General features: G+C 67.7%; 24 protein-coding genes. 16 read left to right on the forward strand and 8 right to left on the reverse strand.

The window, feature by feature from the left end:
- From phnN to phnF, 4 genes are all read right to left on the reverse strand, one after another.
- Positions 1–579: a phosphonate metabolism protein/1,5-bisphosphokinase (PRPP-forming) PhnN gene (phnN, locus tag ACN6PJ_RS21860; RefSeq protein ID WP_427997906.1), complete on the reverse strand. Its 579-nt coding sequence runs from the start codon at positions 577–579 to the stop codon at positions 1–3.
- Entirely contained in the window at positions 576–1319 is a 744-nt protein-coding gene (locus ACN6PJ_RS21865; RefSeq protein WP_427997907.1) for a DUF1045 domain-containing protein, read from the reverse strand. The genes phnN and ACN6PJ_RS21865 overlap by 4 nt, the downstream gene beginning before the upstream one ends.
- Positions 1320–1321: 2 nt before the next feature.
- Complete coding sequence (locus tag ACN6PJ_RS21870) at positions 1322–2521, reverse strand: alpha-D-ribose 1-methylphosphonate 5-triphosphate diphosphatase (protein ID WP_427997908.1); 1200 nt, start codon at positions 2519–2521, stop codon at positions 1322–1324.
- Positions 2522–2636: 115 nt separating this feature from the next.
- Positions 2637–3359 (reverse strand): phosphonate metabolism transcriptional regulator PhnF, encoded by a 723-nt coding sequence (phnF, locus tag ACN6PJ_RS21875; protein ID WP_427997909.1) that lies wholly within the window; start codon positions 3357–3359, stop codon positions 2637–2639.
- A 174-nt stretch (positions 3360–3533) separates the two neighbouring features.
- Here phnF and phnG point away from each other — a divergent pair, with 174 nt between their 5' ends.
- The 9 genes from phnG (at position 3534) to ACN6PJ_RS21920 (ending at position 10431) form a co-directional block, all read left to right on the forward strand.
- Positions 3534–4004 carry a phosphonate C-P lyase system protein PhnG gene (gene phnG / locus ACN6PJ_RS21880; RefSeq protein ID WP_427997910.1) on the forward strand — a complete coding sequence of 157 codons (471 nt, stop codon included), beginning with the start codon at positions 3534–3536 and terminating at the stop codon, positions 4002–4004.
- A gap of 1 nt (position 4005) precedes the next feature.
- Positions 4006–4623: a phosphonate C-P lyase system protein PhnH gene (phnH, locus tag ACN6PJ_RS21885; RefSeq protein WP_427997911.1), complete on the forward strand. Its 618-nt coding sequence runs from the start codon at positions 4006–4008 to the stop codon at positions 4621–4623.
- Position 4624: 1 nt separating this feature from the next.
- The gene (locus tag ACN6PJ_RS21890) at positions 4625–5737 is read left to right on the forward strand and encodes a carbon-phosphorus lyase complex subunit PhnI (protein WP_427997912.1); all 1113 of its coding nucleotides are present in this window, start codon (positions 4625–4627) and stop codon (positions 5735–5737) included.
- Positions 5734–6627 (forward strand): alpha-D-ribose 1-methylphosphonate 5-phosphate C-P-lyase PhnJ, encoded by an 894-nt coding sequence (locus ACN6PJ_RS21895; RefSeq protein WP_427997913.1) that lies wholly within the window; start codon positions 5734–5736, stop codon positions 6625–6627. Before ACN6PJ_RS21890 ends, ACN6PJ_RS21895 begins: the two co-directional genes overlap by 4 nt.
- Complete coding sequence (phnK, locus tag ACN6PJ_RS21900; RefSeq protein WP_427997914.1) at positions 6624–7400, forward strand: phosphonate C-P lyase system protein PhnK; 777 nt, start codon at positions 6624–6626, stop codon at positions 7398–7400. Before ACN6PJ_RS21895 ends, phnK begins: the two co-directional genes overlap by 4 nt.
- A 2-nt stretch (positions 7401–7402) precedes the next feature.
- The gene (phnL, locus tag ACN6PJ_RS21905; protein WP_427997915.1) at positions 7403–8125 is read left to right on the forward strand and encodes a phosphonate C-P lyase system protein PhnL; all 723 of its coding nucleotides are present in this window, start codon (positions 7403–7405) and stop codon (positions 8123–8125) included.
- A gap of 2 nt (positions 8126–8127) precedes the next feature.
- The gene (locus tag ACN6PJ_RS21910) at positions 8128–9327 is read left to right on the forward strand and encodes an alpha-D-ribose 1-methylphosphonate 5-triphosphate diphosphatase (protein ID WP_427997916.1); all 1200 of its coding nucleotides are present in this window, start codon (positions 8128–8130) and stop codon (positions 9325–9327) included.
- Positions 9328–9348: 21 nt separating this feature from the next.
- Positions 9349–9891 (forward strand): MOSC domain-containing protein, encoded by a 543-nt coding sequence (locus ACN6PJ_RS21915; protein ID WP_427997917.1) that lies wholly within the window; start codon positions 9349–9351, stop codon positions 9889–9891.
- A gap of 105 nt (positions 9892–9996) precedes the next feature.
- The gene (locus ACN6PJ_RS21920; protein WP_427997918.1) at positions 9997–10431 is read left to right on the forward strand and encodes a hypothetical protein; all 435 of its coding nucleotides are present in this window, start codon (positions 9997–9999) and stop codon (positions 10429–10431) included.
- Between the two features lie 43 nt (positions 10432–10474).
- Here ACN6PJ_RS21920 and ACN6PJ_RS21925 read toward each other — a convergent pair whose 3' ends face one another.
- On the reverse strand, positions 10475–10852 hold the full coding sequence (locus ACN6PJ_RS21925; protein WP_427997919.1) for a hypothetical protein: 378 nt from the start codon (positions 10850–10852) through the stop codon (positions 10475–10477).
- Between the two features lie 134 nt (positions 10853–10986).
- Complete coding sequence (locus ACN6PJ_RS21930; RefSeq protein WP_427997920.1) at positions 10987–12288, reverse strand: dicarboxylate/amino acid:cation symporter; 1302 nt, start codon at positions 12286–12288, stop codon at positions 10987–10989.
- Positions 12289–12598: 310 nt separating this feature from the next.
- On the opposite strand from ACN6PJ_RS21930, the gene ACN6PJ_RS21935 reads away from it, so the two are divergent.
- On the forward strand, positions 12599–13498 hold the full coding sequence (locus tag ACN6PJ_RS21935) for an SMP-30/gluconolactonase/LRE family protein (RefSeq protein ID WP_427997921.1): 900 nt from the start codon (positions 12599–12601) through the stop codon (positions 13496–13498).
- Positions 13499–13544: 46 nt separating this feature from the next.
- Here the strand turns inward: ACN6PJ_RS21935 and ACN6PJ_RS21940 are convergent, their stop codons facing one another.
- Both ACN6PJ_RS21940 and ACN6PJ_RS21945 read right to left on the reverse strand, forming a co-directional pair.
- Positions 13545–15152 carry an ABC transporter substrate-binding protein gene (locus ACN6PJ_RS21940; RefSeq protein ID WP_427997922.1) on the reverse strand — a complete coding sequence of 536 codons (1608 nt, stop codon included), beginning with the start codon at positions 15150–15152 and terminating at the stop codon, positions 13545–13547.
- 165 nt (positions 15153–15317) lie between these two features.
- On the reverse strand, positions 15318–16091 hold the full coding sequence (locus tag ACN6PJ_RS21945; protein ID WP_427997923.1) for an IclR family transcriptional regulator: 774 nt from the start codon (positions 16089–16091) through the stop codon (positions 15318–15320).
- Positions 16092–16321: 230 nt separating this feature from the next.
- Between ACN6PJ_RS21945 and ACN6PJ_RS21950 the strand changes: the two genes are divergently transcribed.
- From ACN6PJ_RS21950 to ACN6PJ_RS21975, 6 genes are read left to right on the forward strand one after another with little or no spacing between them, the layout of a single operon-like run.
- Positions 16322–17644 (forward strand): ArgE/DapE family deacylase, encoded by a 1323-nt coding sequence (locus ACN6PJ_RS21950; protein ID WP_427997924.1) that lies wholly within the window; start codon positions 16322–16324, stop codon positions 17642–17644.
- 39 nt (positions 17645–17683) lie between these two features.
- Positions 17684–19288 carry an ABC transporter substrate-binding protein gene (locus ACN6PJ_RS21955; protein WP_427997925.1) on the forward strand — a complete coding sequence of 535 codons (1605 nt, stop codon included), beginning with the start codon at positions 17684–17686 and terminating at the stop codon, positions 19286–19288.
- Complete coding sequence (locus ACN6PJ_RS21960; RefSeq protein ID WP_427997926.1) at positions 19285–20262, forward strand: ABC transporter permease; 978 nt, start codon at positions 19285–19287, stop codon at positions 20260–20262. The genes ACN6PJ_RS21955 and ACN6PJ_RS21960 overlap by 4 nt, the downstream gene beginning before the upstream one ends.
- Positions 20259–21101 (forward strand): ABC transporter permease, encoded by an 843-nt coding sequence (locus tag ACN6PJ_RS21965; protein WP_427997927.1) that lies wholly within the window; start codon positions 20259–20261, stop codon positions 21099–21101. The genes ACN6PJ_RS21960 and ACN6PJ_RS21965 overlap by 4 nt, the downstream gene beginning before the upstream one ends.
- On the forward strand, positions 21098–22726 hold the full coding sequence (locus ACN6PJ_RS21970; protein WP_427997928.1) for an ABC transporter ATP-binding protein: 1629 nt from the start codon (positions 21098–21100) through the stop codon (positions 22724–22726). Before ACN6PJ_RS21965 ends, ACN6PJ_RS21970 begins: the two co-directional genes overlap by 4 nt.
- Positions 22719–24158, forward strand: a complete 1440-nt coding sequence (locus ACN6PJ_RS21975; protein WP_427997929.1) for an amidase — start codon at positions 22719–22721, stop codon at positions 24156–24158. The genes ACN6PJ_RS21970 and ACN6PJ_RS21975 overlap by 8 nt, the downstream gene beginning before the upstream one ends.
- Positions 24159–24334: the final 176 nt, after the last annotated feature.

Consider the following 24334-nt stretch of genomic DNA (forward strand, 5'->3'; position numbering starts at 1 on the left):
CTAGGCGGCGAGTTTTGCGCGCGCGATGTCCAGCAACGCCGCTGCCGCGGTTTCAGGCGCGGCGTCGTTGCTGACCCGCAGCAGCCGGCAGCGTTGCGGCACCGGGAAGGCCTGTGTCGCGCGCGACAGCCGTTGCGCGATCTGTTCCGCGTTTTCGCGGCCGCGCCCCGCCAGCCGGCGGGCGAGCAGGGCGGGGGCGACAGTGATCTCTACCGCGGTCAGCTCCGGATAGCGGGCGTGGGCCTGTTCCAGGTGCGCGCGCGATCCGTTGATGATGACCGCCGCGCCGCAGGAGAGCCAGGCGTCTATCTCGATGCCGATGCCATAGTGCAGGCCATGGCTGCTCCAGCGCAGCGCGAAACAGCCCAGCGCGGCGCGGCGGCCGAATTCCTCATCGGTGAGGCGCAGCGCGTCTTCGCTGTCGCCGCTGTCGCGGGTAATGTAGCGGTGCGCCACCAGCACGGGTTCGTCGCCGCGCAGATGGGCGCGCAGCAGGCGCAGCAACGTGTCCTTGCCGCTGCCCGAGGCGCCCATCAGATAGATGAGGCGCGCGCCGCCGGCGGGTGCGTAGGCGTTCATGCGGCGGCAGGCCCTTGCAGGCAGGCGGCGCCGGCGGCGTCCACGCACGCGCCGTCGAAACGGTAGTGCCGCGCCGCGACGAAGTCGGCGCCCGGCGCCGCCTGCACATAGACGCTGACGCCCGGGACCTCCATCGCCCGTCCGCGCAGCGGATCGGCGAAGGCCGCGATGCCGGCCCGCGCCCGCGCCAAGGCCTCGGCGTCGAGCTTGCCCGTCAGCGTGATGTGGAACGTGTACGTGTCGAACACATAGGGGTAGCCCCAGCGCGCCAGCATGGCCTGCTGCTCGGGCGTGAGCGATTGCGGCTGGCGGCGCGCGGTTTCCTCGGGCGTGGGCGGGGCGCGCAGGGGATCGAGGTCGCGCACGGCCGCGTCGGCCAGGGCCTGGATGCGTGCGCGGCCGGCCGTGTCGGCGTCCGCGATGCGCCACGCCAGGAAGCCGCGCAGCGGCTCGCATTCCAGCGCCAGGGTGAACGGGCGGCCGCCCGCGGCCAGCCGGCGCGCGGCCGCGTCCACGTCCTGGGGGCGAGCGCCGGGGCGCAGGCGGAACGGCGGCTTCAGGGTCGCATGCAGGCCGTAGTGGCGGGGCGCCTGCGTCCATTCTCGCGGGTATTCGGCCTGGCCGGGCAGCGGGGCCAGCATCTGGCCGGTCTCCGCGCAGCGGCCCAGCCAGCGGCTGCCGTGTTCGAGCCAGGGGCCGGTGGGCGCCAGGTACAGGGCGTAACGGTGGGCAAGCGCCATGGTCAGGCCGCCATGAGCTGGTCGTGGCCGTCGCCGAAGGCCCGGCTGGCGTAACGCAATTCGCCGCCGACGATGGCCGCGCATACCCGGGGCAGCCCCGGCACCTGGTCGTCCACCACGATCGCATCGGCGATCAGGCCCGGCGCCAGGGCGCCGCGATCATCGAGGCCGGCGGCGCGCGCGGGATTCAGCGACACCAGCTCCCATGCCTGCGCCAGCGGCAGCACGCCGTCGGCGGCCAGCTTCAGGGCCGCGCTGAGCGGGGCGGGGTAGTAGTAGTCGGAGGTCAGGACGTCGCACAGGCCTGCGCGGACCATCTCCGTGGCGCTGGGGGCGCCGGTGTGGCTGCCGCCGCGCACGACGTTGGGCGCGCCGAACACGACGGAATTTCCCAGGTCGCGCGCAACGCCGGCGGCATCGCGGGTCAGCGGGAATTCCGCCACGCCGCAACCCAGCTGGTGGTAGTAGCGGCGCGTGGCCGCGTCCGGATCGTCATGCGATGCCACCCGCAGGCCGGCATCGCGGGCGCAGGCGGTCAGCTCGCGCATGGCGTCGGCCACGGAATCCGCCGCGGCCATGGCGGCGCGGATGCGGTCCTGGAAGACGTCCAGATCGCATTCCGCGCGGTGGGCGTACTGCATGAGCTTGCGGTCGTCGCCCAGGCGGCGCGCCATGCTGGGCAGGTGGTCGTTGAGGGCCAGGAAGCGGACGCGCCCGCTGCGTATCCATTGCTGGGCGATGTCCAGGCCGCCGACGTGGTGCGTCTCGAAGCGCAGGTGCACATAGTGCCGCGCGCCCATGATGGGGCGCATTCTCTCCAGGGAGTCGAACATGCGTTCGGCGTAGCCCTCGCCGCGCAGCCCGCCCTCCCAGGACAGCGTGACGCCGTGGAATTCCGTGGTGATGCCGTTGGCCAGCAACTGGCGGTCCACGTCGAACAGGGCGCCCTCGTAGGGGAAGGTCACGCTGGGCCGGGGCATGATGGCGCGTTCGAAGGCGTCGCCGTGCAAGTCCACGATGCCGGGAAGCACCAGCAGGTCTCCGGCGTCGAACCACGATGCGCCCCGCGCCGAGGCGGCGGCGGGGTCGTCGATCCGCCCTCCATGGAAGCGCAGGCTGGCATGTTGGACGCCGCGCGGCGTCAGGATGCGCTGGCCTGTGACACCGGCCAGGGGCGAGGGGGCTTGCGTGCGTATGTTCATGCTGCGACGGTAGCGGGATTGGATTACAACCAGATGTCTAGATGAGTTGGCGAGGCTTGCGGCGCTTTTGCAACGCCGCCGCGCCAGGCCGCGCGGGCGGCGTTGCGTTTTCCGCTTAGCTTTCGTCCGTCACCATGAGCTGCACCAGATCGCCGACGAAGCGGGCGATGCTGTATTGCAGGGGGGCGCCGTCCTGGTCCACGTTCAGCGCTTCGACCTGGAGGATGGGGCGGGTCTTGGGCTGGCCCAGCATGCGGGCGATTTCGGGCGAGGGCAGGACGGCCGTGATGCGCGACCACTTGCGCGTGTAGTCGCCGATGCCGTAGTGCGCGTAGACCTTGGAGATGGAGCGCATGGCGGCCAGCCGTTCCGCGAAATCGGGGAAGCGCTTTTCGTCGAAGTAGTGCTCCGAGGCGCTGATGGGGCGGTTCTCGGCCTTGCCGACGATTTGCACGCGCAGCAGGGCCGCGCCGCGGGCCAGCCCCAGGTGCTTGGCGATTTCGGCCGCGCGCAGCGACTGGCTGCCCAGCACCTCCTGGTGGCCCAGCATGCCCTGGCTGCGCAGGTTCTCGGAAAAGCGCGTGCGCTTGCCGATGGCGTAGTCGATGGCGTGTTCCTGGACGAATGTGCCGCGGCCCTGTTCGATCCTGACCAGGCCGCTTTGTTCGAGCTCGCCCATGGCGCGCCGTATCGTGTGGCGGTTGACCGAGAACTTGGCGGCAAGCTCGGGTTCGGACGGCAGCTGTTCTCCCGCCGCGTAGAGCTTGTTGCGGATGTCGTCCGCCAGCGATTCGCCGATTTGCCGCCAGACGGCGATTCCTGAACCTCTTTCAACCATGGGGTGCGCTCGTGCTGTCATATCCGCTCGTCAAGAATGGCCCCGATTGTGCCCGATGCCGCGGCCGCCGGAAAGACGCCCGCGGCTGTCATCAAAAATTCACGCCAGACTGTTGAACTTGCATTTCGAAGCGATCATACTCCATCCGGTCGTCTAGACGTTTAGAGGAAAAGAATGGATCACCCACAGGCAGGACGGGATGCGCCCGACGCCCGGCGCGCGGCCTGGATGCGCGTGTTGTCGCTGGCGGACCCCGGCGAGCTGGACGGCGCGTTCTGCGCATTGACCGGCGTTCCCGCGCACCAGACGTTGCGGCCGGCCCAGACCGGCATGGCCATGGTGCGAGCCCGCAGCGGCGGCACCGGCGCCCGGTTCAATCTGGGCGAAATGACCGTGACACGTTGCGCGGTGACGATGGGCGAGGGCGTGGTCGGCGTGGCGTATGTGCAGGGCCGCTCGCTGCGCCACGCGGAACAGGCCGCCGTGGCCGACGCCTTGCTGCAGCTGCCCGAGTGGCATGAAACGGTGCAGGCCCGGCTTATCGAGCCGCTGGCGCGCCAGCACGCCGAAAAGATCGAGCGCCAGGCCCGCGTGGCGGCGCAGACCAAGGTGGAGTTCTTCACGATGGTGCGAGGCGAGGACTGATATGGAACCGTTAATCATGGCGGCCGCGGCATCGGGCCGGACGCTGCTTCCCGGCTTCGCGGATCCGGTCGACGACGCGCAGGCCACGTTCCGGGCTGCGCTGAATGCGCTGGCCCATCCGGGGCGCGTATACGAGATAACGGCCGGCAGCGGCGTGCCGGCAGGCCTGTCGCCGGCCATGACCGCCTTGTTGCTGACGCTGGCGGACGTGGACACGCCGCTGTGGCTGCCCGACGGCGTGAGCGCGGATGCGCTCGCGTTCCTGCGCTTTCACTGCGGCTGCCCCATCGTGCCTTCCCCTTCGCTGGCCCGCTACGCGGCAGTGCCCGCCGGCTTCGCCGCGCCCGCGCTCGCGTCCTGCCACCCGGGCGATCCCGCCTATCCGGATCAATCGACCACCCTGCTGATCGAGGTCGAGTCCCTGGAATCGGGGCCCGAGGCCGTCCTTAGCGGTCCGGGCATTCAGACGCGGCAGACCCTGGCCGCGGCCGGGCTGCCGGCGGGCTTCTGGCGCGAATGGCGCATCAATCACCAACGGTTCCCGCTGGGCGTCGACGTCTTCCTGACGCACGGCCGGCGGATTTGCGGGCTGCCGCGCAGCGCGCGACTGGAGAGCTGATATGTACGTAGCCGTAAAAGGGGGCGAGCGCGCCATCCTCAATTCCTACCGCATGCTGGACGACTACCGGCGCGGCGACCGCGACGTCCCCGAACTGAGTCTGGACCAGATCCGCGAACAGATGCCGCTGGCCGTGTCCCGCGTCATGGCCGAAGGCTCGCTCTACGACCCGCAGCTGGCGGCGCTTGCCCTCAAGCAGGCGGCGGGCGATGTGATCGAGGCCGTGTTCCTGCTGCGCGCCTATCGCACGACCTTGTCGCGCTACGGCTATACGCAGCCGATCGACACGGGCCGCATGCGCCTGCGGCGCCGGATCTCGTCCACGTTCAAGGACGTGCCCGGCGGTCAGATCCTGGGCCCGACCTACGATTACACCCAGCGCCTGCTGGACTTTTCGTTGCTGGCGCAGCGCGAGGCCGACGCGCTGCCCGCCGGCGAGGAGGCGCTGGACAGCGCCATGCCGCGCGTGACGGATCTGCTGGCGCAAGACGACTTGATCGACGCCGAGCCGGTGCCGGAAGGCGATCCCGAACCTTTCGACCTGACCCGCCAGCCGCTGGACTTTCCCGCCTCGCGCGCGGCCCGCCTGCAGAACCTCGCGCGCGCCGATGAGGGCTTTCTGCTGTCGATGGGATATTCCACGCAGCGCGGCTACGGCAACACGCACCCCTTCGCGGCCGAGATCCGCTACGGTTCGCTGGAAGTGGAGATGCACATCGAGGAACTGGGCTTCGCCGTCACCGTGGGTGAGATCGAGGTTACCGAATGCCAGATGGTGAGCCAGTTCGCGGGCAACGCAGAGGAAGGGCCGAAGTTCACCCGTGGCTACGGGCTGACGTTCGGCTATGGCGAACGCAAGTCCATGTCGATGGCGCTGGTGGACCGCGCCCTGAAGGCGGGCGAATTGGGCGAACGCGCCGACTCCCCGGCCAACGACCACGAGTTCGTGCTCTACCACAGCGACAACGTCGAGGCGTCGGGCTTCGTGCAGCACTTGAAGCTGCCGCATTACGTGGACTTCCAGGCCAACCTGGAACTGCTGCGCCGCATGCGCGCCGAGCGCGCGCCCGAAGCGGCCCGTAACGAACTGATGGACGAGGCGGTCTCCCCATGACGACGCAACGCGCAACGGTCGAACGCGACGACCACTACAACTTCGCCTACCTGGACGAATCCACCAAGCGCATGCTGCGCCGGGCACTGCTCAAGGCGGTGGCCATTCCCGGCTACCAGGTGCCGTTCGGCAGCCGCGAAATGCCGCTGCCCTACGGCTGGGGCACGGGCGGGATCCAGGTCACCGCCTCCATCATCGGGCGCGACGACGTGCTCAAGGTGATCGACCAGGGCTCCGACGACACCACCAACGCCATCAACATCCGTCGCTTCTTCGGCCGCGTCACCGGCGTGACGACGACGGAATCCACGCGCGCGGCCACCATCGTGCAGACGCGCCACCGCGTGCCCGAAACGCCGCTTTCGGAGGGGCAGGTCATGGTGTTCCAGGTGCCCATACCGGAACCGCTGCGCTGGCTCGAACCCAGCGAAACCGAAACGCGCACCATGCACGCGCTGGCCGAATACGGCGGCATGCACGTCAAACTGTACGAAGACATCGCGCAGCACGGCCACATCGCCACCACGTACGACTATCCCGTCATCGTGAACGACCGCTACATGATGCGGCCCTCGCCGATTCCGAAGTTCGACAATCCCAAGCTGGACGGCAGCCCCGCGCTGATGCTGTTCGGGGCGGGCCGCGAGAAGCGCGTCTACGCGGTGCCGCCCTACACCCGCGTGAAGAGCCTGGATTTCGAGGACCATCCCTTCCGTGTGGAAACCTGGTCCGAGTGCTGCGATCTGTGCGGCTCGCGCGAAAGCTACCTGGATGAAATCATCCTGGACGATGCAGGCACGCGCCGCTATGTCTGCTCGGACACCGAATACTGCAACGATCGCCAGGCGCGGCAGCGTCCCGGCCAATCCCCGAACGAGGCCGCAGCATGAACGCCCAACCTTTGCTTTCCGTGCGGAACATGACGCGCACCTGGGACGGCGTGCATGGCTGCCGCAACGTCAGTTTCGACCTCTATCCCGGCGAAGTGCTATGCGTGGTCGGCGAGTCCGGCTCCGGCAAGAGCACGCTGCTGTCGGCGGCGTCGTACCAGACGCGGCCGGACGCGGGCAGCGTCTGGTACGACACGCGGGACCAGGGCTTCACGGACCTGGCGGCGCTGCAGGGCGCGCGCCTGCGCCTGCTGTCGCGCACCGATTGGGGCTTCGTGCGGCAGAACGCCCGGGACGGGCTGCGCATGCAGGTCAGCGCGGGAGCCAACATCGCGGAACGCCTCATGGCGGTCGGGGACCGTCATTACGGCGACCTGCGCCGGGTGGCCGGGAACTGGCTGCAGAAGATGGAGATCGATGCCGGCCGCCTGGACGATACGCCCGTGTCTTTCTCGGGCGGCATGCAGCAGCGCCTGCAGATCGCCCGCAACCTGGTGACGCACCCCCGCCTGGTGTTCATGGACGAGCCCACGGCGTCGCTCGACGTATCGGTGCAGGCGCGCCTGCTGGACCTGCTGCGTCAGCTGGTGACCGACCTGGGCCTGGCCGCCATCGTCGTCACCCACGACCTGGCCGTGGCGCGTCTGCTGGCGCACCGGACCCTGGTCATGCGCGGCGGCGAAGTCGTGGAAAGCGGGCTGACCGACCAGATCCTCGACGATCCGCAGCATCCCTACACCCAATTGCTGGTGTCTTCCATTTTGCAGAGCTGACCATGCGCGCAACGACTCCCATGATCGAGGCGCGGGGCCTCGGAAAGATGTTCACCCTGCATAACCAGGGCGGAATGCGGCTGCCGGTGCTGGAGGCGGTCGACTTCGACGCCTCGGCCGGCGACTGCCTGGTGCTGGCGGGGCCGTCCGGCACCGGCAAGAGCACGCTGCTGCGCTGCCTCTACGGCAATTATCTGGCGACCGAGGGCAGCATCCGCGTGCGCGCCGGGGATGGATGGGCCGAGCTGGTGGGCGCGTCCGAGCAACGCATCCTGGCGTTGCGGCGGGACGTGATCGGCTATGTCAGCCAGTTCCTGAGGGTGATCCCGCGCGTGGCGGCGCTGGACGTGGTGGCGGAGCCGCTGCGGGCCTGCGGCATGGATGCCGAGGAAGCCCGGGCGCGGGCCGCCGCGCTGCTGCAGCGCCTGAACGTGCCGGCCCGCCTCTGGGGCCTGGCCCCGGCCACCTTCTCGGGCGGCGAACAGCAGCGCGTGAACATCGCGCGCGGCTTCATCGCCCGCCATCCCATCCTGCTGCTGGACGAGCCCACCGCGTCCCTGGATGCCGACAACCGCAAGGTGGTGATCGAGCTGATCCACGAGGCCCGCGCCCAGGGGCGGTGCCTGCTGGGGATCTTCCACGACGAGGAGGTGCGCGACGCCGTCGCCACCCAGATCCTCACGCTGCGCCCCGCGCTGGCGGTCGCCGCCGATATGGAGGCCTGACGATGCATAGCACCTACCTGACCCATGCCCGCGTGGTGATGCCCGATCGCGTCCTGGAGGACAGCGCCGTGCTGATCGACGACGGCCGCATCGTGGCGATCGAGCCGGCCGGCGCGCGCGCCGACCGCGAAATCGATCTCGGCGGCCAGACCCTGATGCCGGGCCTGATCGACCTGCATTGCGATGCGATCGAGAAAGAGGCCGAGCCACGCTCCCGCGTGCTCTTTCCGCTGGACTTCGCCGTGGCGCAGGTGGACCGCCGCAATGCCGCGGCGGGCATCACCACGCCCTATCACGCGCTCTCGTTCGCCAATAGCGAGTGGGGCGTGCGCAACAACCAGACGGCGGCGGAAGTGGTGCGCACGGTGCGCGCGTTCCGCCGGCACAGTCTGGTCGACAACCGCGTGCACTGCCGCTATGAGGTCACCGACGCCACGTCCGTGGACGTGCTGCGCGCCTTGATGGACGAGGGCGCGGTGGACCTGCTGTCCGTGATGGACCATTCGCCGGGCCAGGGGCAGTTCAAGACCCTGGAATCCTATCTGCAATACATGATGGGCAACCATGCGATGAGTCGCGAGCAGGCCGAGGAAGCCGCGGAGGCCAAGACCCGCGCGAAGGACGGCGCGGTGGCGCGGGTGGAGGCGCTGCTGTCCCACGCCCAGGGGCTGGGCATCCCGACGGCCAGCCATGACGACGATTCGATCCACCGCATCGCCACCATGCGCAACCTGGGCGTGGCGATGAGCGAGTTCCCCATCACGCTGGATACCGCGCGCGCCGCCGTGTCCTGCGGCCTGCCCACCATCCTGGGCGCGCCCAACGTGCTGCGCGGCCAGAGCCAGAGCGGCTCCATGCGAGCGATCGATGCCGTCCGGGCGGGCGTGGCGAGCTGCCTTTGCTCGGACTACCAGCCATCCACACTGATCGCCGCCGCCTTCGCGGTGGAGGCGCAGACCGACCTGACGCTGTCGCAGGCGGCCGCGCTGGTCACCTTGAACCCGGCACTGGCTTGCGGCCTGTCGGACCGCGGCCGCATCGCGCCGGGGATGCGCGCGGATCTGGTGGCGGTGGCGCAGGTGGGCGGCCAGCCCCTGATCAGCCACACCTGGTCGGCGGGTCGCCTGGTATTCTCGACACACTACGCGCCCTTGCGTCTGGCCGAGGCCCGGGCGGCCGAGCCGCAGGGCCTGGCGGCCTGAGGCGATTCCTGGAGAAGCGTGATGAGTCCCATCGTGACCGCAGTGGCGCGCAGCGCGGCCCATTCATTCAGCAAGCCGGTCGTGCCCGCGATCACGTTGCTGGGGGGGCTGGGCGTGGAGGGCGACGCCCACCTCGGCGTGACCGTCAAGCACCGCTCCCGCGTCAAGGCGGATCCGACGCAGCCCAATCTGCGGCAGGTGCACCTGATCCAGGGCGAGCTGCACGACGAACTCCAGCTCGCCGGCTTCAACGTGGCGGAAGGCACGATGGGCGAGAACATCACGACCCGCGGCATCGACCTGCTGGGCTTGCCGCGGGGCGCGCGGCTGTACATCGGCGCGGGCGCGGTCGTGGAGATCACCGGGCTGCGCAATCCCTGCGCACAGTTGGACAACTATCAGAAGGGCCTGACCGCCGCCGTGCTGGGCCGCCACCCGGACGGCAGCCTGATGCGCCGGGCGGGCGTCATGGGCATCGTGATCGAGGGAGGCGAGGTGAGGGCGGGCGATTCCATCCGCGTCGCGCTGCCCGCCTTGCCGCACCTGCCGCTGGAGCGCGTCTGAAATATCCCGGCCATGCGCGGACGGCGCGCCGCGCATCTGGTTAAATGGCGGCAAGAGCGCTGCCGCGATTTCCCGCGGGCGGCGCCCCTTTTCCCGGAGCGCGCAATGGCACGAATCAATTTCACCCAGGATCCCGAGGAACCCGATCTGTGGGCGGCCGAAAACGTCGCCGCCGGCGAGGGGCGTCCTCCCATCCACGTCATGGTCCAGACCGACGGCGAGGAGCCGGGCAGCGGCGCTTCCAAGGTGGTCAAGGCGATCATCGACAACCTTGACGAGCAGATCCTCGCCGCCGCGGATTTCCTGCTCGACAACTATTCCTACGAGCACTACAAGAAGCTCGGCCTGGACGACAGCCAGCTGCTGCAGGAGGAAACCGCCGAAGCCATGGCGGAAAAGGCCGTGCTGCGCGCCTTGTGGCTGTTCGACGAGGATGGCGACGGCTATGAACTGTGGTTCACGCTGCCCTGGGACCCGGTGCACACGTACGACGTGGAGTTCGAAGACGGCGCGCCGGTGTCCTGCTCGGTGAACGACTAGCGCAAACAGACCCGCGGGCCGGCCCGGTCCGCCGGGGCAGGCCCTAGCGGGCCAGTTCGAAGCGGGTGGCCTGGGCCTGGCCCAGCGAATCGTCGTAGCGGTACCGCAGCTTCAGGGGCTTGCCCTTGCGCACCGTTCCGGCGCCGGCATTGGCCAGCGTCACGTCGATCTCGCGGTCGATGAACTCTGTGCAATCGGTATCGGCGCGGGCGCCGTCGGGGATGTCCGCGTGGCGGACCTTGAGCCTGAACATGAGCTGGGTGATTTCCGTGCCGTCGATGCGGTATTGCCGCAGCTGTATCGGCAGGTTGGCCACGGTGCCGCCGAGGTCGCAGGAAATGCGTGTCCAGGCGTATGAGGCGGGCGCGGCGGCGCTCAGTGCGATGGCCGCCAGGGTGCGGCGCAGGCGTTTGGAGATCATGGCTTGCGGGCGGCGCGCGGAGCGCTGGCGAGGCGCGCCGGTAAGTCGGGCAAAGGGCTTATATGTTGCTCCCGGCGATTCCGCCGGTCAAGGCGGAACACCCCCATGAAAACGGGCCTGGCGGCCCGTTTTTTTTACGCGCGCTGGTTGGCGGGCTGGCCCGCCGGGGCCTCGTCCGGCGCATCGCCAACCGGCTCGTCGGCGGGAGTTTCCTGTTCGCCTTCCAGCTTCGAGATGACGGCGGTGGCCAGACTGTTGCCCACGACGTTGGTGGCCGTGCGGCCCATGTCGAAGAACTGGTCGATGCCCATGATCAGCAGCAGGCCGCCTTCTGGCAGATGGAACATCGGCAGCGTCGCCGCCACGACGACCAGCGAGGCGCGGGCCACGCCGGCCATGCCCTTGCTGGTCACCATCAGCACCAGCAGCAGCGTCAGCTGCTGCGTGAGGCTCATCTGGATGTTGTAGGCCTGGGCGATGAACAGCACCGCGAAGGACTGGTACATCATCGAGCCGTCCAGATTGAAGGAATAGCCCAGGGGCAGGACGAAGCCCGAGATGCGCTTGGGCACGCCGAAGCGCGTGAGCGCCTCGATCGTCTTGGGATAGGCGGATTCGCTGCTGGCCGTCGAGAAGGCGAGCAGCGTGGGCTCCTTGATCAGGCCGCCCAGGCGGAAGGTGGATTTGCCCAGGAACAGGTACCCGACCGTGAACAGGACCGCCCACAGCAGCGCCAGGCCCAGGTAGAACTCGCCGATCAGCTTACCGTAGCTGACCAGCACGCCCAGCCCCTCGGTCGTGATCGCGGCGGCCATGGCGGCGAACACGCCGATCGGCGCGAAGCGCATGACGTAATCGGTCACCCGGAACATGATCTTGGCGAGTTCGTCGATCATGTTGTAGAGCGTGTTGTGGCCCTTGCCGCGGATGAACGACAGCGCGGCGCCGAAGAATAGCGAGAACACCAGGATCTGCAGGATCTCGTTGTCGGACATGGCCTCCGCGATGCTCCGGGGGAACACGTGCGTGATGAAGGCCTTCAGCGTGAAATCGCCCGTCTTCAGGCCGGAGGACGCGCCGACGTCCGGCAGCGTCATGTTCATGTGCGCGCCCGGCTGGAAAATGTTGACCAGCGCCAGGCCCAGCAGCAGCGAAATGGCCGAGGCGGCGATGAACCAGATCATCGCCCGCATGCCGATGCGGCCCACCGCGCTGGCGTCGCTCATGCTCGCCAGGCCGGTCACCAGGGTGGCGAAGACCAGCGGCGCGATGATCATCTTGATCATGCGCAGGAAGATGTCGGTGAGGAGGCTGAAGTACGAGGCGATATGCGCCGCCTCCTGTTCGTTCTGCGCGTACTTGTGGCAGAAATAGCCCACCACGATGCCCAGCACCATGGCGATGCCGATATAACGCGTCAGCTTCTTAGTGTTCATGATCAAAACGGAAAAACGGCGACCCTGTGCCTGGCCTCGCGGGGGGCCGGGTCCGCCGGCATGGAGCGGGCAGGCGGGTCGGGTGACAGACATGCCGGGGCGGTCCCGGGATTGCGGGTTTACCCTCGGGGCGCGATGTTAACGCCGCCAACCTGACAGGCAGTTGTCAGCAAGCCGTGGATATGCCGCGTTGGGCAGCCTGCGCCCCGCGGGCCGGCCGGCGGCGGATTTGTATCAATTTGGAACCGAGGCACGGCCGCGCCCGGTCATGCCAGAATTGGCCGCCGGAGACAAAAAAAGGAGACAGGCAATGCTGAAACGCGAACTATCGGTGCTGGCGTCCGGATACACCTATCTGGAGGGACTGCGCTGGCACGAGGACCGCCTGTGGGCGTCGGACTTCTATACCGGGCAGGTCATCGCCGTGGACCTGGAAGGCAAGGTGGAGCGGATCTGCGAGGTGCCGCAGCAGCCGTCGGGGCTCGGCTGGCTGCCGGACGGCCGCCTCCTCATCTCCTCCATGAAGGACCGCCGGCTGCTGCGCCGGGAGCCCGACGGCACGCTGGCCGTGCACGCGGACCTGTCCGCCCTGACCGGCGGCCACGTCAACGACATGGTGGTGGATGAGCGGGGCCGGGCCTATGTGGGCAACTTCGGCTTCGACATCATGGCCGGCGCGCCGGTCCGCAATACGACGATCGTACGGGTGGATCCCGACGGCGCCGTCCAGGTAGTGGCCGACGGGCTGTGCTTTCCGAACGGTTCCTTCATTACGCCGGACGGCAGGACCATGATCGTCAACGAGACTTTCGCCAACCGCATTTCCGAATTCGACATCCTGGCCGACGGCGGCCTGGGGCCGCGGCGGGATTGGGCCAACTTCGGCGCGCTGCCGGACAGCGACGACCTGGGCGTCCTGATCGCGGCGTCGGCCATCGGACCCGACGGCGGCGCGCTGGACGCCGAAGGGGCGTTGTGGGTGGCCGATGCCATCGGCAAGCGTATCGTGCGCGTGGCGCGCGGCGGCAAGATACTGGAGCAGATCGACACCGGCGAATTCGGCATCTTCGCCGCCGCCCTGGGCGGGCCGGACGGCCGCAGCCTGTTCATGGCGGCGGCGCCGGACTTCATCGAAGCCAACCGCCGGGCCAGGCCGGAGGGCCGGATCCTGATGACGCGAGTGGACGTGCCGCACGCGGGCAGGCCGTAGGCGCTCCCGGGGCGGGCGCCCGCGTGAGGCGCCCGCAACCGCCGCGCTACTTGGGCTCCAGCCAGGCGTCGGCGTACGTGTCCACGGCGCCCAGGCCCGTGGTGATGGCGTCGTGCACGCGCTTGTCCAGAAAGGTGGAGTAGTTGGTGTCGTCGATCCACGCCAGCGGCACATCTTCCGCCAGGATCTTCTGCACTTCGGTGTACAGGCGCTGGCGTTCCTCGTCGGTGGGCGCGGTGGCGGCCTGGTCGAACAGTTCGTCCACCTTGGGGTTGCGGTACTGGGAGGTGTTGGTGAAGGCCAGCCCTTTCTTGATGTTGCTGCTGACATAGGTGCGCGACACGCCGATCGCCGGGTCGCCGTACTGGAACACGCCGTTGTAGGCCATGTCGAAGTCCCAATTTCCCATGCGCGTGGTCCAGCCGCCGACATCGGTGTTCTCGATGTCGATGACGATGCCGACCTTGCCCAGGCTTTGCTTGGTGTATTCGGCGATCCGGCGCTGCATTTCGCCGTAGGGGTTGGGGATCAGGCCCAGCTTCACGCGCACGCCCTTGGCGTCGGGCTTCAGGCCCATCTCATCCAGCAGCGCGACGGCCTTCTTCGGATCGTAGGGGTACTGCTTGATGTTGGGATCGTAGAAGCGGGTGTTGCGGTGGAACGGCCCGGTGGACACCGTGCCCATGCCGAACATGATGCGCTTGGCGATGAATTCGCGGTCGATCGCGTACATCACGGCCTGGCGGAAGCGCTTGTCGTCCATCGGCTTGCGCGCCTCGTTCATTTCGATCCAGTGCAGCGTGGACCAGTATTCGTAGCCTTTCTGCGTGGCGTTGATGTGCGCGAGCTTGGACACGCGCGGGATATCGAAGGGCTCGATGTCCTGCAGCCAGGCTTGCTGCACCGTGCGCTGTTCCAGCGCCAGGCGGCGCGAGGCGGCGTCCGGGATGACGCGATAGGTGATGCCGTCCAGGTAGGGGCGCCCTTCCTTCCAATAGTGTTCGTTCTTGACCAGCTCGATGTAGGAGCCGCGTTCCCAGCGCTTGAACTTGAACGGGCCCGTGCCGACCGGCGCGTTGTTGTGCGGATTCTGCGCCAGGGGCGTATCCACGTCGTACAGATGCTTGGGCAGGATGACGCCGCCGCCGATGTCGAAGGCATACAGAAAGGCCGAGTAGCGTTCCTTCAGGCGGAAGACCACGGTGTGCTCGTCGGGCGCCGATATGTCCTCGATATAGCGCATCAGCGAGCGCGTGCGCGGCGTGTTGGCCAGGATCTTCGTATAGGTGAACACCACGTCGGCGGACGTGAAGGGCTTGCCGTCGTGCCATTGCGCCTTGGGCTGCAGATGGAACGTATAGGTCAGCTGGTCCGGCGACACGTCCCAGGACTTGGCCAGGCTGGGCTGGGGCTTGAGATCGAAGGAGTAGGTCAACAGGCTTTCGTAGACTTTGCCGGCCACCATCTGCGTGGTGCCTACCTGCTGCATCGCCACGTTCAGGTTGGGCGGTTCCGGGTTCAGGATGGCGGTCAGGACGCCGCCATACTGCGGCTGGGAACCGGACGGGGCGGCGGCGCCGGCGGGGAAGGCGGCGGTGGCGGCCGCGGCCAGCAGCCCGTGCACGAGGGCGCGGCGGACGATATTGCACTTCAAGGCAAACCTCCTCGGACGGCGGCGCCGTGGCCTGCCATGGACCGCCATTTGTTAAATCTTAAGTATCAAATATTGATACTTAAGAATCCAAAATGGTAATGGTGCAGCAGGGAGCGCGGCCGCGCAAGGCGGCCGGCGCTAGGGATTACCCCGGGAACCGGGGGTTCAGTTGCGGTTGGGGCGGCCGCTGAGCGCGCGCGCGGCCGAGATCGCCAGCGAGCTGAAACGCTGCGAAAAAGAGTCCAGCGTCCATTCGGCGAGCAGGCCGGAGATGTGGATGGCCGCCAAGGGGCGGCCGCTATGGTCGACGACTGCGCTGGCCAGCACGATCTCGCCCACCATGCTTTCTTCCAGGCAGATGGCGTAGCCCTGTATGCGGGCTTCCCGCACGCGCTCGCGTATCCGTTCCGGGTCGGTGATGGTCTTGGGCGTCAGGGGCCGCAGATCGCTGCGCGCGAGAATGTCGTCGACCTCCGCGTCCGGCAGGTGCGACATGATGGCGCGGCCGCCCGAGGACGAGAACGTAGGCATGCGCCGGCCGACCAGCGTGGCGTAGAAGGTCTGCCGCTTGGTCTGGCGGCGCAGCGCATAGACGATGCTCAGGTCGTCGAACAGGCTCAGGTCCACGCGTTCCCCGCATTCCTGCTGGAGCTGTTCCAGGATGGGCGTCGCGCGTTCCAGCAAGGGGTGGCTGCGCAGGAAGTCGAAGGTGCGGTCCAGGATCTTCTTGCCGAGTACGTAGCCGCGCTGGTTGCTGCCTCGTTCCAGGTAGCCCAGCGCCACGAGGGTGTGCAGCATCCGCTGGGTCGAGCTGCGGTCCAGTCCCGACAGTTCCGTCAGTTCGTTCAGGCTGAGCGGGCCCGGGTGGTTCGAGAAGGCTTCCAGGATGCCGAAGCCTTTCGCCAGGGATTGGTTGAACCGGGTCTCGGTCGTGGCCATCTTCATCTACTCCGATTTTCTTGGTCTGTGCGGCGGGCGCCGGCGCGCGCTGCCGCCAGCGGGATACGCAATGTAGCGGCAGGCGATTTCCGGCAGGGCTAGGGAAATCACTCATGGCCGCCGTCTTGTTCCGCGCATTCGCGAACTCTATCATGACAAATATAGATATCTAAGTATCAAATATTGATACTTATGTTATTTACGATTTCAACCTCGATAAGGAAAGCGCCATGAGTGCCGTCGCAGCAGCCAGCCTGGATCAGGACCGTATCGCCAACGCCGTGGGCAACCTTCGCCAGTACATGACCGACACGCTGACCGGGTTCGTGCAGTGCCGCAGCCTGCCGGGCCAGGAAACGTCCGCCGCCGAGTTCCTGGAAGGGGCGCTGTCGGACTTGGGACTGGCCTCGGAACGCATCGCGCTTCGCACCGAGGAACTCAAGAGCCTGCCGCTCTATTCGCCCGCCTGCTGCCCGGACGGCGGCCGCTACAACGTCCTGGCGCGCCACGAGCCGCGCGGCCCGGGCGGCCGCGCCGTGCTGTTCAACGGCCACCTGGACGTGGTGCCCACGGGGCCGCATGAACTCTGGGACCCGGCGCCGTTCGACGGCGAATTGCGCGACGGCTGGCTGTATGGGCGCGGCGCGGGCGACATGAAGGCGGGCATCGTGTGCGCGCTGGCGGCATTCAAGGCGCTGCGCGACCTGGGCGTGCAGCCGGCCGGCGCGGTCGGCTTCAACGGCGTGCTGGAAGAGGAAAACACCGGCAACGGCACGCTGGCCACCGTATCGGCGCTGCAAAGCGCCATCGCCGCGGCCAAGCTCAGCGCGTTCGACGCGGTCGTGATTCCCGAGCCGACGCATGAACGCATGATGAGCGCGCAGCTGGGCGTGTTCTGGATGTACGTGGATGTCGTGGGCCGGCCCGCGCACGCGGCCTACATGACCACCGGGATCAACCCGGTGGAAACCGGCTTGCGCATCGTCGACGCCATGAAGCAGTTGGAGCACGAATGGAACCTGCCTGAAAACAGGCATCCCGCGTACCGCGAGCACCCGCATCCCATCAACTTCAATCTGGGCCAGATCCATGCCGGGGATTGGAATTCGTCCGTGCCCAGCGTTTGCACGCTGGGCATGCGCATCGCCTGCTATCCGGACATGAGCATCGACGAGGCCAAGCAGCTGGTGGAAGCGCGGATACGCGCCGTCGAGGCGGATCTGACCGATAGCGACGTGCGCATCGACATCCGCTACGAAGGTTTCCACGCGCCGGGCTGCGAGTACGACCTGGACGTGCCCGCCATGCAACTGCTGGCCGACGCCCATCGCCGCGTTGCCGGCGAATTGCCTCAGCCGACCGCGCTGACGGCCACCACGGACGGGCGCCATTTCCGGCTGATGATGGATGTGCCGGTGACCTGCTACGGCCCCAAGGTGCAGAACGTGCACGGCTTCAACGAATGCGTATCGGTGGACAGCATGGTGCGCGTCGCGACTTCGCTGGCGCTCTTCATCCATGACTGGTGCGGCGTCGAACCGCTGCAAGCCTGAGCCCGTCCGCGGTTTTCCTCCCTCATACGGAACCCTGCCATGAAATCCTTCCACGCCCGGCGCGCCGTGGCGCGCTGCGCGCTGGCCGCCGCCAGCCTGCTCGCCTTCGCCGCGCCTTCGGCGCATGCCGAAGAAACGCCGCAATACGGCGGCGTCCTGACCGCCATCCTGAGCCCGGAACCTCCCACTTTGAACGTGGCCGTGCAGCAGGTCGCCGGCACCCAGCTGGTGGCCGGCAAGATTTTCGAAAGCCTGCTGACCTATTCCTTCGATCTCAAGCCCCAGCCCAGCCTGGCCCGGTCCTGGGAGATATCCGATGACCGGCTGACGTACACCTTCCATCTGCAGCCCAAGGTGCAGTGGCACGACGGCAAGCCGTTCTCCTCCGACGACGTGGTGTTCACCTACACCAAGATCCTGGCCAACACGCCGCGCACGCGGACGCTGATGACCAACGTGCGGGAAGTGTCGGCGCCGGACGCGCAGACCGTGGTGTTCAAGCTGAAGCAGCCGTACTCCGCCTTCCTGTATGCCATGGACATCGGCGGCGGCGCGATACTGCCCAAGCATCTGTACGACGTGGATACGCCCCTGGCGCAGAATCCGCACAACAACGCGCCGGTCGGCACGGGCCCGTTCAAGTTCAAGCACTGGGAACGCGGCTCGTACATCGAGCTGGTCAAGAACGAACACTATTGGAAGGAAGGGCGCCCCTACCTGGACGGCATCACCTACCGCGTGATCCCCGATTCCGCCTCGCGCCGCGTGGCGCTGGAGCAGGGAACGGTATTGCAGGCCTGGCTGCAGGACATCGAGCCGGTGGACGTCCCGCGCGTGGCCAAGCTGCCCACGATCAGCCAGACCCGCAAGGGCTACGAATACTGGTCCACGATGCAGTGGATAGAGCTGAACGGCGGCCGCCAGCCCTTTTCGGACAAGCGGTTCCGCCAGGCCCTGATGTACGGCATCAACCGCCAGTTCATCGTCGACAAGATCATGTTCGGTTCGGGCACCGTGGCCACCGGCCCCATCCACCACAACACGCGCTTCTACGACGCCAACGTCAGGCCTTATCCCTACGATCCGAAGAAGGCCGTCGCGCTGCTGGACGAGATGGGCCTGAAGCCCGACGCCAAGGGCGTGCGCGCCACCGTCGGCCTGATTCCCTTGCCCTACGGCGAGATGCCGCGTCGCGTCGCCGAATACATCAAGCAGAACCTGGCCAAGATCGGCGTGGCGGTCACGCTGGAGAACACGGACGTCGGCGGCTGGACCAGCCGCGTCGGCAACTGGGACTTCGACATGGGCGCCAATGGCGTGTTCCAGTACGGCGACCCGGCGATCGGCGTCTCGCGCACCTATCTGGGCAGCAACATCAAGAAGGGACTGATGTTCAGCAATACCTCGCAGTACAACAACCCGAAGGTCGACGAGCTGTTCAATGCCGCCGCCATGGCCGCCACCGATGAAGAGCGCCAGAAGCTGTACAGCGAAGTGCAGAAAATCCTTGTGGAAGACGTGCCGGTGCTCTGGCTCGCGGACACCAATTACTCGACGCTGCTGAACAAGCGCGTGCACAACGCGGTGACGACGGCGCTGGGCGTGGTGGATACGCAAAGCGAAACCTGGTTGTCCAAAGAATGAAGAAGATCGCCAAGTTCCTGGCGAACCGGGTGGTCAAGAGCGTCCTGGTTCTGCTGATGATCGCGCTCTTCAACTTCTTCCTGGTGCGGGCGGCGCCCGGCGATCCCGCCGAGATCCTGGCCGGCCAGTCCGGCGCGGTGGATGCCGAGTTCATCGCCAAGCTGCGTCAGGAGTTCGGGCTGGACAAGCCGATTTCGACGCAGCTCGGCCAATACCTCAAGAACGTTGCCACGTTCGACCTCGGGTACTCCTATCGCCAACAGGCGCCGGTGGCCAGCCTGATTCTGCAGCACCTGCCGGCGACCCTGCTGCTGACCTTGTCCGCCTTCGCGTTCGCGCTGCTGGCCGGGGTCAGCCTGGGCACGCAGGCCGCGCTGCGGGTCGGGAAATGGGGCGATACCGTCATCACCACCTTGTCCATGCTGGCCTACGCCACGCCGCTGTTCTGGGTGGGGCTGATGCTGGTCCTGCTGTTTTCGGTGAATCTGGAATGGCTGCCCGCCTTCGGCTACGAAAGCGTAGGCGCCAATCTGACCGGCCTGGCCCGCGTGGCCGACGTGGCCAAGCACCTGCTGCTGCCGGCGCTGACCCTGGGCATGTTCTATATGGCCGTCTATGCCCGGCTGACACGCGCCTCGATCCTGGAGATCAGCCAGCTGGATTTCGTGAAGACCGCCCGCGCCAAGGGGCTGTCCGAACGCACCGTGATCGTCCGCCATGTATTGCGCAACGCGCTGCTGCCCGTCATTACCTATGCCGGCATCCAGGCGGGCGGACTGATCGGCGGATCGCTGCTGGTGGAAACGGTCTTTGCCTGGCCCGGCATCGGGCGCCTGGCCTTCGACGCGTTGATCCAGCGCGACTACAGCGTGCTGCTCGGCGTGTTCTTCATGGCCTCCCTGATCGTGGTCGTGGTCAACCTCATCACCGACATTCTGTACACGGTGGCGGATCCCAGGATCGAACTCAAATGAAAGCATTCATGCAATCGTTCTGCCGCAACAAGGGCGGCATCATGGGCCTGATCGTGCTGGGCCTGGTGACGCTGATGGCCGTCACCGCCAGCTGGGTCTTCCCGGACAGCCCCTGGGACATCATCAACGGCCCGTTCATGCCGCCCCTGTCGGAAGGGGCCGTGCTGGGCACCGACACGCTGGGCCGCGACATCGCGACCGGCATCGCCTACGGTTCGCGCATCACGCTGGTGCTGGCGGCGGTGTCGACGGCGGTCTCGATTCTGCTGGGCATCACGGTAGGCGCGCTGGCCGGCTTCTACGGCGGGCGCGTGGACCAGGCCATCGTGGGCTTCATCGAATTGTTCCAGACCATTCCCAGCTTTTTCCTGGCGGTGGTGCTGGTGGCCATCCTGACGCCCAATATGGGCACGGTGATATTCGCGATCGCGGTGGTGTCCTGGCCGCCGCTGGCGCGCCTGGTGCGAGCGGAGTTCATGAGCTTGAAGAACCGCGAGTTCGTGCAGGCGGCGATGCTGGCGGGGCAGTCGAACCTGCGCATCATCCTGACGCAGATCCTGCCCAACAGCCTGTCGCCCGTCATCGTGTCGGGGTCGCTGATGATCGCCAGCTCGATCCTGCTGGAATCGGCGCTGAGCTTCCTGGGCCTGGGCGACCCCAACGCCATGACCTGGGGCTACATCATCGGCGCGTCGCGCAGCGTGCTGCGCGACGCCTGGTGGATGAGCGTGTTCCCGGGCGTGGCGATCCTGCTGACGGTGCTGTCGCTGAACCTGATCGGCGAAGCCCTGAACGACGCCCTCAATCCCAAACTGGCCCGCAGGAGGGCGACGCAATGAGCGCGCTGCTTGAAATCAGTGACTTGAGCGTGGCCGCCGCGCATGGCGGTCCGACCGTGGTGCGGGGCGTTTCCTATACCGTGGGCCGCAACGAAATCCTGTGCGTGGTGGGCGAATCGGGCTCCGGCAAGTCGGTGACGGCGCACGCCATCATGGGGCTGCTGCCCGCCGATCAGTTGAATGTCACCCAGGGCCGGATCCTGTATGGCGGACGCGACCTGGTCGGCCTGCCGGCCGTGGATTGGCACGGGCTGCGCGGCAAGTGCTTCGGCATGGTGTTCCAGGAGCCCATGACGGCCCTGAATCCCATCATGCGCGTGGGCCGGCAGGTGGACGAAGTGCTCGAACGCCATACCGATCTGGGCGCCGCCGCGCGCAAGCAGCGCGTGCTGGACCTGTTCGGCCAGGTGCTGCTGCCGGATCCGCAGGCCATGTACGACGCCTATCCCTTCCAGTTGTCCGGCGGGCAGCGGCAGCGCGTGGTGATCGCCATGGCGCTGGCGCTGGAGCCGGACATCCTGATCGCCGACGAGCCCACGACCGCGCTGGACGTCACGACGCAGGCGCAGATCCTGAATCTGATCAAGGATATCCAGCGGCGCATGGGCATTGGCGTCATTTTCATCACGCACGACTTCGGCGTGGTGGCCGATATCGCCGACCGCATCGTGGTGATGCGCAAGGGCGAGGTGGTGGAGGCCGGCACGGCGGACGACGTGCTGAACCGCCCGCAGCATCCATACACCCGCCAGTTGATCGCCGCCGTCCCGCACAAGCCCGAAGGCAAGGGCGAGGCCGCGGCGGCGGCGCCCCTGATGGTGGTGGAAAAGCTGTGCAAGACCTTCGCCACCGGCGGCCGCCGCGTCGACGCCTTGCGCGACATCTCGCTGGAGATACGCCAGGGCGAGACCCTGGGCCTGGTCGGCGAATCCGGTTCGGGCAAATCGACCCTGGGGCGCGCCCTGATCGGCCTGATACCGCCCGACCGCGGCAGCGTGCGCATGGACGGACGCGAGCTGGTGGGCATGAAACCGCGCGACTTCCGCCCGTACCGGCGCCAGATCCAGATGGTGTTCCAGGATCCGTATGCCTCGCTCAATCCCCGCCACCGGGTCGTCGAAGCCGTGGCGCAAGGTCCCATCGCCTTCGGCGAAAGCCGCAAGACAGCCCTGCGCGAAGCGCGCGAACTGCTGGCGCTCGTGGGGCTGGGCGGCGACGCCGGCGACCGCTATCCGCACCAGTTCTCGGGCGGCCAGCGCCAACGGATCGGCATCGCCCGGGCGCTGGCGCTCAAGCCGCGGCTGCTGGTGGCCGACGAGGCCGTCTCGGCGCTGGACGTTTCCATCCAGGCCCAGGTGCTGGACCTGCTCAAGACCGTGAGCGGGCAGTTCGACCTGTCCGTGCTGTTCATTACCCACGACCTGCGGGTCGCGGCCCAGATCTGCGACCGCATCGCGGTGATGCGGCAAGGGCAGCTCGTGGAGCTGGACCGCGCGGCCACGATTTTCTATCACCCCCAACACGAATACACGCGCCGTTTGATCGAGTCGGTGCCGGGCCAGTCCTGGAACAAGCCCGACCTGGCGGCGCAGGACGACCCCTCTAGGAGCAAGCAGTATGCATGACACCGAGTATCAGGCGTTGGACGGGCTGGCGTTGGCCGGCCTGCTGGCGCGGCGCGAAGTCAGCCCGGAAAGCCTGATGGCCTGCGCCATCAGGCTCGCGCAGGAGCGCGCGCCGGCGCTCAACGCCTTGTGCTATGAGCGTTTCGAGGAATCCCTGGAGGTGGCCCGCGGGTGGCGGCCCAGAGGCGCGTTCGGCGCCATTCCGTTCCTGCTCAAGGATTCCGGGCTGGCGCACACGCGGTTCCCGTCCAGCCTGGGGTCGCGCCTGCTCGACGGCACCGGCTACGCGCGCAACGCTACGCTGGCCGACCGTTTCGAGGCCGCCGGCCTGATTCCCTTTGCGCGCACGACCGTGCCGGAATTCTGCATGGCGCCCACCACCGAGGCTGCCCGCAACGGCGGGCCGACGCGCAATCCCTGGGACCCGGCGCGCTCGTCGGGCGGATCCAGCGGCGGCGCGGCCGCCGCGGTGGCCGCGGGCATCGTTCCGCTGGCCCACGGCAGCGACGGAGGCGGATCGATACGGATTCCCGCGGCCTGTTGCGGCGTCTATGGCTTGAAGGTCTCGCGCGGGCGCGTGCCGATGGGGCCGTTCCGCGGCGAAGGCTGGGGCGGCCTGGCGACCGATGGCGTGCTGTCGCGGTCCGTGCGGGACACGGCGGCGGCGCTGGACGCCATCGCCGGCTACGAGCCCGGGGCGCCCTATGCCGCGCCGCCGGCGCCGGCCTCGTATCTCAAGGGCCTGGATGAGCCGCCGCGGCGGCTGCGCATCGCCCTGTGGCGAAGCGCCTGGAACGGCGTGCCGGTTGCTCCGGAGTGCGTCGCGGCCGTGGAGCGCGCCGCCGCCCTGTGCCGGGACCTCGGGCACGAGGTCGTCGACGCCGCGCCGCCGGACATCGAGTACGAAGCGTTTGTGCTGGCGCACGCCAACGTGCTCGCGGGCAATATCGTGCTCACGGTCGATACCCGCCTCGGCCTGACGGGACAGGCCTTGCGCGACGACGACCTGGAACCCGCCCTGCGCCAGGGCTATGAGTACGGCAAGACACTGCCCGCCGCCCAGTACATCGGCAGCGTGAACCGTTTCCACGCCATCGGGCGCATTCTGGAAGGGTACATGGAGGGGTACGACGCGATCCTGTCCCCCACGCTGACCCAGTTGCCCCTGAAGCTGGGCGAACTGTCCACCGCAAGGGGGTCGTTCCTGGATTTCCGCCGCCAGGTGGCCACTTACGGAACCTTCTCGGCGGCGTTCAACGCCTCGGGCCAGCCCGCCGCCAGCCTGCCGCTGGCCTGGACGGACGCCGGCTTGCCCGTGGGCGTGCAGGTGGTCGGCCGCTACGGCCGGGAAGACGTGGTGCTGGCCCTTTCCGCCCAGATGGAGGCCGCCCAGCCCTGGGCCGGGCGGATCGCCGTCCCGGCCGCGCGCTAGGGGACGGGCCGCCGCCCCGCCGCGCCATCCTCCGTCCGGAGGGAGGCGCCGGGGCGGTTTGCAACCTTCGGCGCAACCCGAATGGCCTGGATACCGCCGGTTGCAAGACCTTTCGGCGAATCCCCCGTAAAATCACCCCACTCAGCAGGACTTCAACCATCTTTCAATAGACAGTA

The sequence above is a fragment of the Achromobacter sp. genome (assembly GCF_050285585.1).
GTDB lineage: Bacteria > Pseudomonadota > Gammaproteobacteria > Burkholderiales > Burkholderiaceae_B > Achromobacter.

Bases quoted from the DNA above. Each gene is read 5' to 3' on its own strand.
- phnN (WP_427997906.1), bottom strand. From the start codon at position 579: ATGAACGCCTACGCACCCGCCGGCGGCGCGCGCCTCATCTATCTGATG.
- ACN6PJ_RS21865 (WP_427997907.1), bottom strand. From the start codon at position 1,319: ATGGCGCTTGCCCACCGTTACGCCCTGTACCTGGCGCCCACCGGCCCC.
- ACN6PJ_RS21870 (WP_427997908.1), bottom strand. From the start codon at position 2,521: ATGAACATACGCACGCAAGCCCCCTCGCCCCTGGCCGGTGTCACAGGC.
- phnF (WP_427997909.1), bottom strand. From the start codon at position 3,359: ATGGTTGAAAGAGGTTCAGGAATCGCCGTCTGGCGGCAAATCGGCGAA.
- phnG (WP_427997910.1), top strand. From the start codon at position 3,534: ATGGATCACCCACAGGCAGGACGGGATGCGCCCGACGCCCGGCGCGCG.
- phnH (WP_427997911.1), top strand. From the start codon at position 4,006: ATGGAACCGTTAATCATGGCGGCCGCGGCATCGGGCCGGACGCTGCTT.
- ACN6PJ_RS21890 (WP_427997912.1), top strand. From the start codon at position 4,625: ATGTACGTAGCCGTAAAAGGGGGCGAGCGCGCCATCCTCAATTCCTAC.
- ACN6PJ_RS21895 (WP_427997913.1), top strand. From the start codon at position 5,734: ATGACGACGCAACGCGCAACGGTCGAACGCGACGACCACTACAACTTC.
- phnK (WP_427997914.1), top strand. From the start codon at position 6,624: ATGAACGCCCAACCTTTGCTTTCCGTGCGGAACATGACGCGCACCTGG.
- phnL (WP_427997915.1), top strand. From the start codon at position 7,403: ATGCGCGCAACGACTCCCATGATCGAGGCGCGGGGCCTCGGAAAGATG.
- ACN6PJ_RS21910 (WP_427997916.1), top strand. From the start codon at position 8,128: ATGCATAGCACCTACCTGACCCATGCCCGCGTGGTGATGCCCGATCGC.
- ACN6PJ_RS21915 (WP_427997917.1), top strand. From the start codon at position 9,349: ATGAGTCCCATCGTGACCGCAGTGGCGCGCAGCGCGGCCCATTCATTC.
- ACN6PJ_RS21920 (WP_427997918.1), top strand. From the start codon at position 9,997: ATGGCACGAATCAATTTCACCCAGGATCCCGAGGAACCCGATCTGTGG.
- ACN6PJ_RS21925 (WP_427997919.1), bottom strand. From the start codon at position 10,852: ATGATCTCCAAACGCCTGCGCCGCACCCTGGCGGCCATCGCACTGAGC.
- ACN6PJ_RS21930 (WP_427997920.1), bottom strand. From the start codon at position 12,288: ATGAACACTAAGAAGCTGACGCGTTATATCGGCATCGCCATGGTGCTG.
- ACN6PJ_RS21935 (WP_427997921.1), top strand. From the start codon at position 12,599: ATGCTGAAACGCGAACTATCGGTGCTGGCGTCCGGATACACCTATCTG.
- ACN6PJ_RS21945 (WP_427997923.1), bottom strand. From the start codon at position 16,091: ATGGCCACGACCGAGACCCGGTTCAACCAATCCCTGGCGAAAGGCTTC.
- ACN6PJ_RS21950 (WP_427997924.1), top strand. From the start codon at position 16,322: ATGAGTGCCGTCGCAGCAGCCAGCCTGGATCAGGACCGTATCGCCAAC.
- ACN6PJ_RS21955 (WP_427997925.1), top strand. From the start codon at position 17,684: ATGAAATCCTTCCACGCCCGGCGCGCCGTGGCGCGCTGCGCGCTGGCC.
- ACN6PJ_RS21960 (WP_427997926.1), top strand. From the start codon at position 19,285: ATGAAGAAGATCGCCAAGTTCCTGGCGAACCGGGTGGTCAAGAGCGTC.
- ACN6PJ_RS21965 (WP_427997927.1), top strand. From the start codon at position 20,259: ATGAAAGCATTCATGCAATCGTTCTGCCGCAACAAGGGCGGCATCATG.
- ACN6PJ_RS21970 (WP_427997928.1), top strand. From the start codon at position 21,098: ATGAGCGCGCTGCTTGAAATCAGTGACTTGAGCGTGGCCGCCGCGCAT.
- ACN6PJ_RS21975 (WP_427997929.1), top strand. From the start codon at position 22,719: ATGCATGACACCGAGTATCAGGCGTTGGACGGGCTGGCGTTGGCCGGC.